The organism is Alicyclobacillus sp. CIJ1, from assembly GCF_057538885.1.
Genome location: NZ_BAAJPH010000125.1, coordinates 53,683 through 67,622, shown reverse-complemented (window position 1 = coordinate 67,622; position 13,940 = coordinate 53,683). Strand labels below are relative to the sequence as shown.

At 60.6% G+C, this 13,940-nt stretch carries 10 protein-coding genes, 15 tRNA genes and 1 other annotated feature; of the genes, 17 read left to right on the top strand and 8 right to left on the bottom strand.

Features of this window, described 5'->3' with window-relative positions:
- Positions 1-502: 502 nt before the first annotated feature.
- The 15 genes from AC27E8_RS11735 to AC27E8_RS11665 all read left to right on the top strand — a co-directional run bounded on the left by AC27E8_RS11735 (position 503) and on the right by AC27E8_RS11665 (position 1,845).
- Positions 503-578 (top strand) — tRNA-Lys (locus tag AC27E8_RS11735).
- Between the two features lie 3 nt (positions 579-581).
- Positions 582-656, top strand: a tRNA-Thr gene (locus AC27E8_RS11730).
- Positions 657-725: 69 nt separating this feature from the next.
- Positions 726-802, top strand: a tRNA-Arg gene (locus AC27E8_RS11725).
- A gap of 7 nt (positions 803-809) precedes the next feature.
- Positions 810-886: transfer RNA gene (locus tag AC27E8_RS11720), tRNA-Pro, on the top strand.
- A 6-nt stretch (positions 887-892) separates the two neighbouring features.
- Positions 893-968, top strand: a tRNA-Ala gene (locus AC27E8_RS11715).
- Between the two features lie 5 nt (positions 969-973).
- A tRNA-Asn gene (locus AC27E8_RS11710) sits at positions 974-1,048 on the top strand.
- A 6-nt stretch (positions 1,049-1,054) separates the two neighbouring features.
- Positions 1,055-1,130, top strand: a tRNA-Thr gene (locus tag AC27E8_RS11705).
- A 1-nt stretch (position 1,131) separates the two neighbouring features.
- Positions 1,132-1,203, top strand: a tRNA-Glu gene (locus tag AC27E8_RS11700).
- Positions 1,204-1,258: 55 nt separating this feature from the next.
- Positions 1,259-1,333: transfer RNA gene (locus AC27E8_RS11695), tRNA-Gly, on the top strand.
- Between the two features lie 19 nt (positions 1,334-1,352).
- Positions 1,353-1,426: transfer RNA gene (locus AC27E8_RS11690), tRNA-Gly, on the top strand.
- A gap of 1 nt (position 1,427) precedes the next feature.
- Positions 1,428-1,502, top strand: a tRNA-Val gene (locus tag AC27E8_RS11685).
- Between the two features lie 7 nt (positions 1,503-1,509).
- Positions 1,510-1,585: transfer RNA gene (locus tag AC27E8_RS11680), tRNA-Glu, on the top strand.
- 3 nt (positions 1,586-1,588) lie between these two features.
- A tRNA-Ser gene (locus tag AC27E8_RS11675) sits at positions 1,589-1,684 on the top strand.
- A gap of 4 nt (positions 1,685-1,688) precedes the next feature.
- Positions 1,689-1,765, top strand: a tRNA-Asp gene (locus AC27E8_RS11670).
- 3 nt (positions 1,766-1,768) lie between these two features.
- Positions 1,769-1,845, top strand: a tRNA-Ile gene (locus tag AC27E8_RS11665).
- 41 nt (positions 1,846-1,886) lie between these two features.
- On the opposite strand, the gene AC27E8_RS11660 is transcribed toward AC27E8_RS11665, so the two are convergent.
- The 3 genes from AC27E8_RS11660 to AC27E8_RS11650 all read right to left on the bottom strand — a co-directional run bounded on the left by AC27E8_RS11660 (position 1,887) and on the right by AC27E8_RS11650 (position 4,682).
- Entirely contained in the window at positions 1,887-2,342 is a 456-nt protein-coding gene (locus tag AC27E8_RS11660; protein ID WP_487097608.1) for an HIT family protein, read from the bottom strand.
- A gap of 63 nt (positions 2,343-2,405) precedes the next feature.
- The gene (locus AC27E8_RS11655) at positions 2,406-2,903 is read right to left on the bottom strand and encodes a glutathione peroxidase (protein ID WP_487097610.1); all 498 of its coding nucleotides are present in this window, start codon (positions 2,901-2,903) and stop codon (positions 2,406-2,408) included.
- A gap of 84 nt (positions 2,904-2,987) precedes the next feature.
- Complete coding sequence (locus AC27E8_RS11650; RefSeq protein WP_487097606.1) at positions 2,988-4,682, bottom strand: 2-isopropylmalate synthase; 1,695 nt, start codon at positions 4,680-4,682, stop codon at positions 2,988-2,990.
- 65 nt (positions 4,683-4,747) lie between these two features.
- Positions 4,748-5,004, bottom strand: a binding site (T-box leader).
- Positions 5,005-5,250: 246 nt separating this feature from the next.
- Between AC27E8_RS11650 and AC27E8_RS11645 the strand changes: the two genes are divergently transcribed.
- Positions 5,251-6,375: a hypothetical protein gene (locus AC27E8_RS11645; protein ID WP_487097605.1), complete on the top strand. Its 1,125-nt coding sequence runs from the start codon at positions 5,251-5,253 to the stop codon at positions 6,373-6,375.
- A 548-nt stretch (positions 6,376-6,923) separates the two neighbouring features.
- Here the strand turns inward: AC27E8_RS11645 and AC27E8_RS11640 are convergent.
- From AC27E8_RS11640 to AC27E8_RS11620, 5 genes are all read right to left on the bottom strand, one after another.
- Positions 6,924-7,739 carry an RpnC/YadD family protein gene (locus tag AC27E8_RS11640; protein ID WP_487111489.1) on the bottom strand — a complete coding sequence of 272 codons (816 nt, stop codon included), beginning with the start codon at positions 7,737-7,739 and terminating at the stop codon, positions 6,924-6,926.
- A 149-nt stretch (positions 7,740-7,888) separates the two neighbouring features.
- Positions 7,889-9,094, bottom strand: coding sequence for a sugar ABC transporter permease (locus AC27E8_RS11635; RefSeq protein ID WP_487098934.1), 1,206 nt, complete (start codon positions 9,092-9,094; stop codon positions 7,889-7,891).
- Between the two features lies 1 nt (position 9,095).
- Positions 9,096-9,878, bottom strand: a complete 783-nt coding sequence (locus AC27E8_RS11630; protein WP_014463219.1) for an ATP-binding cassette domain-containing protein — start codon at positions 9,876-9,878, stop codon at positions 9,096-9,098.
- 75 nt (positions 9,879-9,953) lie between these two features.
- Positions 9,954-11,066 (bottom strand): sugar ABC transporter substrate-binding protein, encoded by a 1,113-nt coding sequence (locus AC27E8_RS11625; protein ID WP_283204087.1) that lies wholly within the window; start codon positions 11,064-11,066, stop codon positions 9,954-9,956.
- A gap of 331 nt (positions 11,067-11,397) precedes the next feature.
- On the bottom strand, positions 11,398-12,570 hold the full coding sequence (locus AC27E8_RS11620) for a glycosyl hydrolase family 18 protein (protein ID WP_487098933.1): 1,173 nt from the start codon (positions 12,568-12,570) through the stop codon (positions 11,398-11,400).
- A gap of 151 nt (positions 12,571-12,721) precedes the next feature.
- Between AC27E8_RS11620 and AC27E8_RS11615 the strand changes: the two genes are divergently transcribed.
- The gene (locus AC27E8_RS11615) at positions 12,722-13,933 is read left to right on the top strand and encodes an MFS transporter (RefSeq protein WP_487098932.1); all 1,212 of its coding nucleotides are present in this window, start codon (positions 12,722-12,724) and stop codon (positions 13,931-13,933) included.
- The last annotated feature ends 7 nt before the right edge of the window (positions 13,934-13,940 follow it).

The window sequence follows — 13,940 nt, the reverse complement described above, 5'->3', positions numbered from 1 at the left end:
CCTGAGCCAGGATCAAACTCTCAATCCAAGTGCTTTATCCTGACCGTTCGGTCACAAGGACTTACGGGCTTGGTGGTCTCGTGTGTTTAGTTTTCAAGGAGCGATTCCCGCGCCACCGCGCGGATTTTCTGCCGCCTCGCGGCGGCCGTATCAGTTTAACACGCATCACACTACTATGTCAAGTCTTCGAACTGCAATGTCGTGATCGCGTTAAGTCCTCCGGCCCCTCCGCAGACGCGACGGTGCGTAGAATAGCACCCTTACAGCATCCGTGTCAAGCCGCCCGGCGAATGCTGTGATGGTTATGGGCACAAGACCTATTGACGCAGTGATGTGAACCCTCGCAAACATCCCATGCGATCCCATGCGTAAGTAGATCATTTCGAGGTGCGACCACGGGCACTGGCTCGCGCCAACTTGACACACAGGATCTGATTTTTCACTTGACAACCCCTCACCTCCGTGTTAAAGTACCGAGTGCCCAGCGTTGTACGCGGGCTAAGAGCCATTAGCTCAGTTGGCAGAGCACCTGACTTTTAATCAGGGTGTCGCTGGTTCGAATCCAGCATGGCTCACCACGTGCCACCTTGGCTCAGGGGTAGAGCAGCTCACTCGTAATGAGCAGGTCGTCGGTTCGAATCCGACAGGTGGCTCCACATGGGCAACGGACTTCGTTGCCCACCACCCGCTGGACTTGGTTGGACAGCGGACCCACTTCACCACTCGCGCCCGTAGCTCAGTTGGATAGAGCGTTTGACTACGAATCAAAAGGTCGGGAGTTCGAATCTCTCCGGGCGCGCCATTTCATCCGGAGCATAGCGCAGCTTGGTAGCGCGCCTGCCTTGGGAGCAGGAGGTCGTGGGTTCAAATCCCGCTGCTCCGACCATACTCCGGGGGTATAGCTCAGTTGGGAGAGCACCTGCCTTGCAAGCAGGGGGTCGTCGGTTCGAATCCGGCTACCTCCACCACCCATTCCTCGATAGCTCAGCGGTAGAGCATCCGGCTGTTAACCGGAGGGTCGCAGGTTCGAATCCTGCTCGGGGAGCCAGTCCATGCTCCCATAGCTCAGTCGGTAGAGCGCATCCATGGTAAGGATGAGGTCACCAGTTCGAGCCTGGTTGGGAGCTCCATGGCCCCATGGTCAAGTGGTTAAGACACCACCCTTTCACGGTGGTAACGGGGGTTCGAATCCCCCTGGGGTCATCGCAAAGGGCTTGACGTTACGAGCTTCTCGCAGGTATAATGGTCGAGCCGTTGTGCGGAAGTAGCTCAGGGGTAGAGCATCGCCTTGCCAAGGCGAGGGCCGCGGGTTCGAATCCCGTCTTCCGCTCCACATGGAGGATTCCCTCCTCGCGGGTGTAGTTTAGTGGTAAAACATCAGCTTCCCAAGCTGAGGTCGGGGGTTCGATTCCCCTCACCCGCTCCATGCGGCTGTAGCTCAGAGGGAGAGCACTACCTTGACACGGTAGGGGTCACAGGTTCAATTCCTGTCAGCCGCACCACGAGCAAGGCCCTATCGTCTAATGGTTCAGGACGCCGCCCTCTCACGGCGGAAATCGGGGTTCGAATCCCCGTAGGGTCACCACGTGGAGTGATGGCCGAGTTGGTCGAAGGCGCTCGCCTGCTAAGCGAGTATACGGTTGTTAAGACCGTATCGAGGGTTCGAATCCCTCTCACTCCGCCACACTGGAACTGTGGTGTAGAGGCCTAACATGCCTGCCTGTCACGCAGGAGATCGCGGGTTCGAATCCCGTCAGTTCCGCCATGTGCGCCCATAGCTCAGTCGGCTAGAGCGCACGACTGATAATCGTGAGGTCGGTGGTTCGAATCCACCTGGGCGCACCAATTCACCAGCAGCCGTTTGGAGACGGCTGCTGGTTTGATTTTTATTCGGCAACTCCACCAGGTTGAAGGTACTCCCGGAGCTCTGCTGCAAATCGTTCGACTTTGACGCGAGGCAGACTCGGTCCATCAAAATCAAAGATACGAAGTCCTCGAAATGACGCTGGGTGGTCCTCGGTCCGCGGCACGATATGCACGTGAACATGCGGACAATCCTCGGACTCGGCGAGCATGATGGAATACACCTTTTGGACCCCTGGAACGATATCCTGAAGAGCTCGTGTCAGCATACGCTGCAATCTGCCGAAGGCTTCGACTTCCTCAATGGAAAGCTCATCGAAGAATTCGACATGCCGGAGCGGCTTCACAATCAACCACCCCAGTACAGGGCAGGGCTCCAAACGGTGGTCGACCTGCCAGAGATCATCCCGATAGATCACGCCTCCAGGAGGGACAAGCATGCCCTGATTGACCTGGCACCCTAGACATGCCTCCGCCATTCGAGCGTCCCCTTTCCCATGCCGCTGCGGCGCCCAGTCCGTACCTGCGGGATCGCGCGAAAGTCACTGGCCCCTTGATGCATGGACAAGACAAGCCTCGATGTCTTCGCGGATGCTCTCCGGCGATGTCTGCGGCGCGTAGCGTTTCACCACACGCCCGTCCCGGTCGACGAGAAACTTGGTGAAGTTCCACTTGATGGCTTCTGATCCGAGTGCACCCTTGGCCTGTTTCTTCAGGTGTTCGAACAGCGGATGTGCGTTCGGCCCGTTCACGTCGATTTTGGCGAAGACTGGGAACGTCACCCGGTACGTCGTGCTGCAGAAGGTTTGGATTTCCTCGTTCGATCCCGGCTCCTGATTGCCGAACTGGTTGCAAGGAAAGGCAAGCACTTCGAAGCCGCGATCGCGATAGAGTTCGTACAATTTCTGCAATCCTTCATACTGAGGAGTAAAGCCGCACTTGGACGCCGTATTCACAATGAGCAACACCTTGCCCTGGTACTCGCGCATCGATATCTTCGTCCCGTCAGCCTTCTCCACCTCAAACTCGTAAATCGTCAACGTCATCCCCTCCTGTTCCATCGTAGCACTCCAATTAATCGAGCACAAATGATCGAGCCCCGGGCACAAACCCGGGGCCCTCCTTCACTTGCTTATCGGAACGGCCATCTCCGGCCTGTGGGCGAGCATTCGATTGACCGCGCTCACTAGCGCCTTCGCCGACGCCTCCATAATGTCCGTATCCACGCCGCATCCGAAATGCGTATTCCCTTCTTCGTCGTCTACGCTGATGTACGCCACCGCTCGCGATCCCGACCCGACTTCCAGCGCATGCTCCTTGTACGTGAGATTCGCGACCCGGATCCCGAGCCCCTCCTCCAGCGCATGGCACAGCGCGTCCAACCGCCCATTGCCGGCCCCTTCGATCTCGACCGTCTCGCCGTGCCAGACCACCGTCGCGCGCACGCGGTGCGACCCCTTCGCATCCGTGCCCGTCAGTTCGACGAGATCGAGCGGCTGCCCAAGGTTCACAAACTCGCGCATGAAGATTTCGGCGATCTCGTCCGCCGACAGTTCCTTCTGCTCGCGATCCGACACCCGCTTGACCGCATATCCCAGCTGCTCGCGCATCTTGGGGGGCAGATCGAAGCCGTGCGACTGCTCCAGCACGTAGCCGATGCCGCCCTTGCCGGATTGGCTGTTGATGCGGATGATGTCCCCTTCGTATTCGCGGCCGATATCCTTGGGATCGATGGGCAGATACGGGACCGTCCAATGCTCAGGCGACTTCTCCTCGCGCCACTTCATGCCCTTCGCAATGGCATCCTGATGCGATCCCGAAAACGCCGTGAAGACGAGTTCCCCCGCGTACGGGTGACGCCTGCTCACCTGCATCTTGGTGAGGGCCTCGACGCGGGCCTGGATGGCCGGGAGGTTGGAGAAGTCGAGCCCCGGATCGATGCCGTGCGAGTACAGGTTCAGCGCGAGCGTGACGATGTCCACGTTGCCCGTGCGCTCCCCATTCCCAAACAGCGTGCCCTCGAGCCGCTCCGCGCCCGCGAGCATGGCGAGTTCCGCCGCCGCGACACCCGTGCCGCGATCGTTGTGCGGATGCACGGACAGAATCACGGCGTCGCGGCGAGCCAGGTGCTTACCCATGTATTCGATCTGGCTCGCGTACACGTGCGGCATGGAAAGCTCGACGGTCGCCGGCAGGTTGATGATGACCTTGCGATCCGGCGTGGGCTGCCACACATCGAGCACTGCGTTGCAGATCTCGAGTGCGAAGTCGAGTTCAGTGCCGGTGAAGCTCTCCGGCGAGTATTGGAAGAAGAAGTTGCCTGGTGTGGTGCGGGCGAGATCGCGGATCTGCTCGGCGCCGGTCACGGCAATGTTGACGATCTCGTCCTTGTCCGCCCGGAACACCTGCTCGCGCTGCGCCACGGAGGTGGAGTTGTAGAGATGGACAATGGCGCGCTTGGCCCCGCGAATGGCTTCAAACGTGCGCTCGATGATGTGATCGCGCGATTGCGTCAGGACCTGGATGGTCACGTCGTCCGGGACGAGATCGCGCTCGATAAGCGCCCGAACGAACTCGAACTCCGTGTCTGATGCGGCCGGAAAGCCAACCTCGATTTCCTTGAAGCCGATCTCGACGAGCAGCTGAAAGTACGCAAGCTTCTCCTCGAGATTCATCGGGACGATGAGCGCCTGATTTCCGTCGCGCAAGTCGACGCTGCACCAGATCGGCGGGTGATCGAGATAATCGCGATGTACCCAATCGAAGCAAGGTTCCGGGGGAAGAAAATACTGGCGGGTGTACTTGTTCACATGCTTCACGTCCATCCACTCCTCTTCTCTTGTCTTCAATGGGCCAGAAGGGAAAACAAAAAGGCCTCATCTCACATAGAGACGAGGCCGGGTTGGCTCGCGGTACCACTCTATTTGGCTTCCCTTGCGGAAAAGCCCCCTCTGTCGACGGCAATCACCGTCTAGCCCTGTAACGCGGGCAAGCGGCACACCCTACTCCCACGGCCACATTGGCCGCCTTTCGGGCTGCGGTTCATGGGCGAGTTCAGGACACGCCTTCGACCGATTCGCACCACCCATCGGCTCTCTGCCCTCCAGCGACGCCCCTACTACTCCCACTCTTCACCTTTCTCGATTTTCAGGCTTTCGTGTCACGCACAACAGTTCAGGTGATTCCATCGTAAGGGGAATGGGGCGAGATGTCAAGCGATTTGAACAAGTGTCTAGGCCGATGTTCACCAGGGGAGAAGATCAGTAAGAAATTGTTCATCGCTGCGTAGGAAGCGTGTCTAGCCAGCGAAACCACAACGCCGTACGATTTCATTGAGACATTGGCCGCATGGTGCAGAAAGGTGTGAAATCAATGGGAGATATGGACATGTCAAGCGCGCCGCCTGTTCATACGGTAAGCGCGTTTTATAAGCTGCTCCTGATCGAATGGGCTGTGTTGCTAGGCGTATCGGCCATCATCTATCTCATCGCGCGATTCTGGAAATCGGAAGGCGAAGGGTTTCTGCGGGAATTCGGCGTCGAGCCCCGGAGCAAGCAAAGCAGCGGATCGCCCTACTATCTGGCTCCATCGGAGGCTAAGGCGCGCAGGCTGGCCGTCTGGTCCCTGGGCCTCCTGTGGATCCTAGATGGCCTGCTACAGACGCAACCCGAGCTCGGCACCAACTTCTTCGGCGCGGTCATTGAACCCGTGATGTCAGGGCAACCTCGCTGGGTAAACGACCTATTTCTGTCGGTGACGCAGTTGCTCTTCACGTCACGCCCTCTTTGGTTCGACTCCCTGACGGTGTGGATTCAAATTCTGCTTGGCGTCGGCATTCTCGCCGGCCCCGAACGGTTCATCGGGCGGCTGGCCCTTCGGGTTTCCATCGCCTGGTCGCTCGTGGTGTGGGCCTTCGGCGAGGGCTTCGGACAGATCTTCAGCGGCGGTTCATGGCTCATGGGGAGCCCTGGTTCTGTGCTTGTCTACGCGGCGCTCGCTGTGGTTCTGCTTGCGAAAGCTGACGCGTGGGAGAACGGCCGCGTCAAGCATGGCATACAGTGGTTTGTGACCGTTTGGTTCTTGGCGAGCGCCATCCTTCAGGCTCTGCCGAGCGCAGGCTACTGGTCGGGAAACGGGCTGGCCGATATGGAAATGGGAATGGCTCAGATGCCTCAGCCTCACTTCCTGTCGGCGCCGCTGTATGCACTGGCCCACGCGTTGTCACATGGGACGATGGGGTGGAACGCGATCTTTGTCGCCGTGCCCTTGGTACTCGCTGTCGGTTGGTTCACAGCCCCCGAGTCTCGCGCCGTTCAGGTAGCGACCGGGGTCGTGCTGCTTCTCGTGTGGTGGCTTGGTCAGGATTTCGGCGTGGTGGGTGGCGCAGGCACGGACCCCAATACAGGGCTACCGCTGTTCCTGCTAACACTCGTCCATAACGCCCTGCCACGGGACGGATCGTCGCCATGGACGCGCCTATGGCGATCCGCTCCTCGAGCCGCGGCCCACTAGTCGGTGTGGCGGTGCACGCAGCAGGACGACGCCTCGGGTGTCCGATGCCTAGGAAAGTACTACAGGGCTGCCTCGTAGCTCGGTACGTGGGCAGCCCGCCTTTTGAGCACCGCAGCGCACGGAGACGACCGAGGCGCAGTCAAAGATTCTGCACGCGCTACACATCGCGAAGCTGCGAAGGATTCTGCTCATGGAACCTCGAACACGTGGACTGTAGACCATACACGAGTTATCCACAGGTCCCACGAGCCCGCGTTGGACATGGGGGCGTGAGACTTCGCATGGCTACGGAGTGTCGAAGTCAGGATCTTCTGAACCGGAAATTCAGAGCGATGCTCGTAGATCCAGGCGCGACTTGCGGCCGTTGGTAAAGATGCGCAGTCACTGCAAGCCCGATTCCGGCAAGCTGCGCGGTGACCCTCCGCCTTTTTATTCGGCACCACCTGCGTCTTCGGCTTTCGCAACCATGTATCCCTCGCGAAATCGTCGGATCGAGACCGCCTTCGCGAACGGCGCTTCGCGCGGCGGTTGCGGGCTTTGCCTAGGGATCACGCCTCCTCCCGAACGCGTTTCAGGACCTCCTGCGCCTCTTGCTCGGAAAGGCCCGTTAACTCGACGACATCCGCGACCGAAGCGCCCTTGCGGAACATCCGCTCGGCAATTTCCTTGCTTCGTTCATCCTTTGCTTCTTCCACAATCTCCTTCAGTAGCTCCGTCATCGCCAAAACCCTCCTTAGCACCGCTTTTTGCTCATCCGTCAACACCCGCGCGCTGAACCCGAACACCAACGCCGCCAAGTAGTTCTGCTCCTCGCGATCCGGCACACGCTGCAAGGTTTCCACAATGGCGTCAAACGCCTCATCCCGCGTGCGACGCTCGAATTCCATGTGAAACGCAAACGCCAAACGAACCCGGTCTTCCGGCGTCCACTCACCCGTCTCCAGGTGCCGCCGCACCGTCTCCAACGCCGCGTCGCCGTCCATCTGACCCAGATACACGTTCTCTACCGTGTATCGGAAACTCCCGGCGTCGAGCTCCGACGGCGCGCTCTGCACGTCGCTCGTGTACAACACCACCGTGCGGATCGCCCGACGGTGGCGTTCCGCGAGCGCCACGTCGTAAGCCGCAAACCGATATAGCGTAGGTTCCTTCGTCGACTGGAACTCCAAGTGAAGCAAACGCCCATCCGCAAGCTCCAGCATGATGTCCGTCATCGTCTGGCGCAGCCTCACCTCGGGGATCTCCGTCGCCAAGGCGCGCACCACCGGCGCGTCCCGTACGCCAATCACCGACAGCACTTCCCCGGGCAGCGCCAACGTCAAGTGCTTCGCAACCAAATCGTTCGCATTCCTCGGTATGTCCATCATGACCTCCGTTTGCCTTCAGTATACTGCCGCGGTGCGTGAGCGGCCAATATTGTTACGAAGGCAAAAAACAACCCTCTGGTCCCAACAAGGTCCCACAGGGTTGCATGCGTTTCGATTCGATCGGGCTTACAAAGTCATCGGCCATCTCATCGACCCAACTGCTTCCGCCGCATACGGGTGAACGTGTCGAACGTGACCGCGAGCAGCAGGATGGCGCCTTCCACCAGATACTTCGTGCTGGTCGGCGCGTTCAACAGCGCCATGCCGTTCTCGATGCTGCCGATGACGAGCGCGCCGAGAAGCGCGTTCCACACGCTCCCATAGCCGCCGAACAGGCTCGTGCCGCCGATCACGGCCGCTGCAATCGAGTCCATGAGCAAATCGCTGCCGCCGGACGCCGTGGACGCCGCGCCTAATCGAGACGCGCCGACGATGCCGCCGATGGCCGCCATGGTGCCCGCGAGCGTGAACACCATGATCCGAACGCCCTTCACGTTGATACCCGCCCGGCGCGCAGCCTCCGCATTGCCGCCCACCGCGTAGATGTGACGGCCAAACGCGGTACTCTGGCAGATCCATGCGAGCAACACCACAAACACAATCAGCACCAGCCCCGCAATGGGCACGCCCTGGTAGGCGTTGAGCAACACCGTCGCGCCAATCATCACCGCGGCACTCAGGATGAGCTTCGTCCACGTGGAGGCTGCAGACTTCGGGGGAAGCCCAAGCTTCTGCCGCTTGGCGCGATCGCGCACGGCTGTCCACACCATGAGGAGTAACGCGACCGCCACCAACACCCAGCTCAGCCAGTCAGGGAGGTAGTTGCCCGCAATGGCGTTAATGGTGTTGTTCATGATGGGCACCGTGCCCTCCTGACCGATGAGGACAAACAAGAGCCCCAAGAACGCGAGCGAACCTGCAAGCGTCACGATAAACGACGGCACGCGAAGCACCGTCACCCAAAAGCCCTGGAAAAATCCGAGCACCGTGCCGCTCAAAGCGCCGGCGAGGATCGCGAGGTACGGATTCACGCCATTGCCCGCAAGTACTGCGAGGATCGCGCCACCGATGGCACTCACGGCCGCGATGGACAAGTCAATCTCCCCGAGCAGGAGGATGAGCGTCTCGCCGACCCCGAGCAAGCCGTATTCCGCCATTTGCAGCACGAGGTTCGACAGGTTTCGGCTCGTGAGAAAGCTGTTGTTCAAGATCTCAAACACAATCCAGATGAGGACGAGCGACAAAAATACTGGCAGTTGTTGAAACTCCCCGCCAATGATGCGATCGAACACCGACGTGCTGCGCGCTGCGGGCGTCTGCGTCTGCTTGGCCTGACCGATGTTGACCGTCATGTTAGGACGTGACCTCCTCTTGCGCCGATGCGCCCGTGATGGCCGCCACAACCTGCTCGGGCGTGACCTGCTCGCGCTCAAACGTCGCCACAGTTCGCCCCAACCGCAACACCACGATGCGGTTGGCAATCTTGAACACGTCGCTCATGTTGTGCGAAATGACGAGCACTGCGCGGCCGCTCGCCGCGAGCCTCTGGATGAGCTCAAGCACCGCACGCTGCTGCACGACGCCGAGCGCGGCGGTCGGCTCGTCGAGCATGACGAGTTTCGAACCCCACAGGACGGATCGCGCCACTGCGACGGTCTGGCGCTGACCGCCGGAGAGCGATGCAACCTGCGTGTGCAATGGGGGCAGGCGAATGCCGAGCTCGTTCAGTACAGGAATGGCGCGCCGCTCCATCTCGTTCCGGTCGATCACGCGCACCAGCCCGGGAATCACGCTGCGCCGCAGCTCTCGGCCGAGAAACAGGTTGGAGACGATGTCCAAGTTGTCGCAGAGCGCGAGATCCTGGTACACCGTCTGAATGCCGTACCTTTCTGCCACGGCTGGACTCGTCAACCGGACCGGTTGGCCTTCGAACAAGATCTCGCCTTCGTCCGGCTGCTCGACGCCCGCGATCATCTTGATGGTGGTCGACTTCCCGGCGCCGTTGTCCCCGACGAGCGCCACGATTTCGCCTGCATGAACGGAAAACGAAACGCCATCGAGCGCCTGAACGGCGCCAAACCGTTTGCGAAGGTTGCGCACTTCGAGGACCGGCTGTGTCTTGACCTCCGTTGCCACGTACAGCGCCTCCTCTCGTCGTTAAGAAGCGCCGGAGAACACGTCGCGTGCGCTCCGGCGCCGGTCCTCAGACCCTTACTGCTGCTCTGCCGGGTTCTTGATGCGCGCCCAGGTGGTGAAGCCGTCCTTGATGACCGTGCTTGCGATGTTCGACTTCGTCACAACGATGGGCTGCAAGAGCACAGACGGCACGTTCGTGGCACCGTTGTTCACTGTGCCGTTCACGAGCGATGCAGGCGGCTTCTTGCCCGTAATGAGGTCATACGCCAGCTGTGCGGCGGCATCCGCCTCTTCCTTGATGGGCTTATACACCGTCATCGACTGGGTGCCGTCGTAATAGATGCGGTGCAGGCCGGCGTCGGTCGCATCCTGACCGGTCACCGGGATGCCCTTGATGTGCTGCTGCTCAAGCGCCTGGATGGCCGCACCCGCCAGGTTGTCGTTCGCAGCCAGCACGGCGTCCACATGGTTGTGCAGCCGTGTGAGCGCCTGTTGCATCTCGGTCAGCGCCTGCTGCGAATCCCAGTTCGGTGTGAACTGCTCATAGCCGAGCTTCAGCTTGCCCGACTTGAAGAGCGGATCCAGGACGTCATGGGCGCCCTGCGCAAACTGCTTCGCGTTCGGATCTGTGGGGGCGCCGTCCAACATGACCACCGTGCCGCCCTTCTTGGTGTGCTGCGCGATATACTCGCCCTGAAGCTTGCCGACCTCGACGTTGTTAAACGAGACGTAATAGTCGACCTTGGCGTTCTGAATGAGGCGATCGTACGAGATCACGGGGACGTGCGCTTTGGCCGCCTCGGTGACGATGGTCGTGGCTGCAAATCCGTTCACCGGCGCCACGACGAGGAGTTTCGCACCCTCCGTGATGGCGCTTTCCACCTGCTGAAGCTGCGTCGCCTCAGACCCCTGCGCGTTGGCGTAGATGATCTGCGCGTTCGGATCCAATTTCTTCATCGCCGCGATGAAATCAGGCCGATCATCGTACTCCCAGCGCGGCGACGTGTTCGTCTCTGGCATCAGAAACGCAATTTTGACGCTCGGGTGCGGATTCACTGCAGACGCCGCGCCCGTCGACGTTGAGCTCTGCGCATTCGTAGAAGAGGTGCCGCAGCCGGCAACAATCCCCGTCACGACAGCTGCCGCCGCCATCCACGTTGCGCTCTTCTTCCATGTCTTCTTGGCCACTCCGTACTACCCCCTTGTTGAGTTTCGATGGAAAGCACCATGCTCCCGTCGCAACCGCTTACTCACGTTGTAGCGAAAGCGCCATCACCCAGTCTCGCATTCTTCTTCCCTTGCACACTCTCGCCACAACCTGATCTATGCATACCAGACCGGAACCTAGTTTGTCAACACAAACAACTAAGTAGGCGAAGCTGATTTTTCGCCGGCGCGCCACTTCCCATCCCAACATTCGCGTTTCACGCGCACAACGAACGGCGTTTTTGCTCCGGAGTTCGCCGTTGAGGCACGTCACCGAGCGCGCCCCGCTAACCTCGGCAGGGCGCGCCTTCGCTCAACGCACGGGGACGTGTTCCCGTGTCCACTTCTTCGTGTTGAACTGGTTGTTGACGAGGATGGGCACCTGAGGGAAATTCGTGGGATAGGACCAGAAGCTCATGCCACGCAAGTTGTATTCGACAACCAAGTCCTGCTTCGCTTGAAAGCTGCGCGGGTCTTCAAACCACACGATGTGGTGCCGACCTTGCGCGTCCGAGTAGGTGAAATACGGCGCCTCGGCCCGAAGGTCGTATTGAATCGGCACATGTTGCTGGTACGCGAGGTTCACCGCCTGAACGGGTGTCAACGTCGCCGCGCGCGTGCCGGGACGATACGGAAGCGTCCAGTCATACCCGTACACCGACACACCCAGCATAATCTTGTCGCGTGGGATGGCGGTGACGGCGTAGTCCAGTACCTTGCGTATCTGGTCCACAGGAGACACCGGCATCGGGGGACCGCCTATCCAGCCCCACTCGTAGGTCATGAGAATGACGAAGTCGCACACTTCCCCGTGCCAGTGATAATCGTGCGCTTCATACAACAGCCCCGGCTGGTCCGCGTACAGCTTCGGAGCCAGCGCGCTGGAAAGCAGGAATCCCTCTTTGTGCACGCGCTCCGCGCAACGTTCGACGAAGGCGTTATACAGGTCGCGATCGTGCGCGTAGACGTATTCAAAGTCGAGATTGAGGGCTCGATACCCCTTGTCGCCCATCACGCGGAGCACGTTCGTGAGGATCTTCTCCTGCGTCGACGGCGACGTGAAAATGGCGTGCGCCACGTCCGAGTTGAACATATCCCCGTGCCAGTTGGTGAGCACGAGCATCGGCATCACGCTCTGATGGAGGGCTGCGTCCACCAAGGCCGTATCGTCCGATCGCGCCCGGATCGATCCGTCCGTCTCTGCCTCATACGAAAATGGCGACACATACGTCAGCACAGGGGCGAGCACGTCCAGCTGATGCGGCGCAGGATCGGTGAACTGAACAAAGTACGCATTGACCTCGATGGTGCGCCGCTCTCCACCTGTCACGACGCCTTCGCGCGTCGGCACGACCAGCGCCTGCCCAACCACCAGTTGTTCGGGATTTCGAATGCCGTTTGCAGCCGCGATATCGGCAGCTGAGACGTGGTACAGCTTGCCCAGCTCCCACAGCGTGTCTCCAGGCTCGACGACGTGAATGAGCATCTGCCTTCACTCCTCATGCATGGCGATCTCGACATCAGCCTATGCCCCCTGCCCGCAGGTGGGCTGGGCGGACGCCCATCGCCATGGCCATTTGGAGTTGGATGCCACACCGTCTATGATCGACATGGCGAAGCAATGGGAGGTGTGGCACATGGCAACGGTTCCCGAAAACGGGCCTTCACCTGCTCCGCCACTGTCTCGGCGGCTCGTTGTCTTCATGGCTGTGGCCGCGGGCGTCGGCGTGGCCAACCTATACTACCTGCAGCCCCTTCTGCACGAAATCCAGGTTGGCTTCCACGCGGCATCCTGGCAGGTGGGTCTGGCGGCCACGCTGACCCAAATCGGCTATGCGCTGGGGCTATTTCTGTTCGTGCCTCTTGGGGACAGCCTCGAGCGGCGAAGCCTGATTGTGCGGATGTGCATCGTGACGGCGGGCGCGCTCCTCATTTTGGCAGCCTCGCTCAACGTGTGGTGGCTCATGGGCTCCTGCCTGGTGGTGGGGGCGGCGACCATCGTTCCTCAGCTCGTGGTGCCCTTCGCGGCTCACCTCGCGCCTCCAGAAGAACGAGGGCGAACGGTCGGCACGGTCATGAGCGGCCTGCTCATCGGCGTGCTACTCGCGCGCACACTGGCAGGTCTGGTGGGCCAGGCGCTCGGATGGCGCGCCGTGTATGTCCTGGCGGCCGCCGCCATGATGGGCCTCGCGGCCCTGCTTCGCGCGAGTCTGCCTTTATCGCCGCCCGAATCGCGCACGCCGTACGGGCGGCTGCTTCTATCGCTTTTACACCTCATCCGTGCCTATCCAGACCTACGCGACGCCTCACTGCTCGGCGCAATGTCGTTTGGGGCATTCAGCGCGTTTTGGACCGTGCTCTCGCTGTATCTTGCGGGCCCTCCCTTCCACCTTGGTCCAGGCGTAACGGGCCTGTTTGGCCTCGCGGGCGTCGCGGGTGCCCTTGCCGCGCCATATGCGGGGCACATGGCCTCGCGGCTTCCGGCCATCTGGACGGCGCGACTCGCCTCGTGCCTGACCCTCGCCTCGTTCGGGCTCTTTTGGACCTTTCGGCACAGCCTCGCGGGTCTCGCGCTCGGTGTCGTCCTCATGGACCTTGGCGTTCAGGCGACGCAGGTATCGAACCAGGCGCGCATCTACAGCCTGTCGGACGAAGCGCGCAGCCGCGTCAATTCGGTGTACATGGTGACCTATTTTCTCGGAGGCGCTTTGGGATCGTTCGTCGGCGCAAGCGCGTGGGATCGATTTCACTTCGGGGGCGTCTGTGTCACGGCGTGCATCCTTCTTGCCATCGGTATCCTCGGCGTGGCCATGGTGGCGCCGTCCCGCCTGCGCGATGCCATCAGGTGACCGAGCG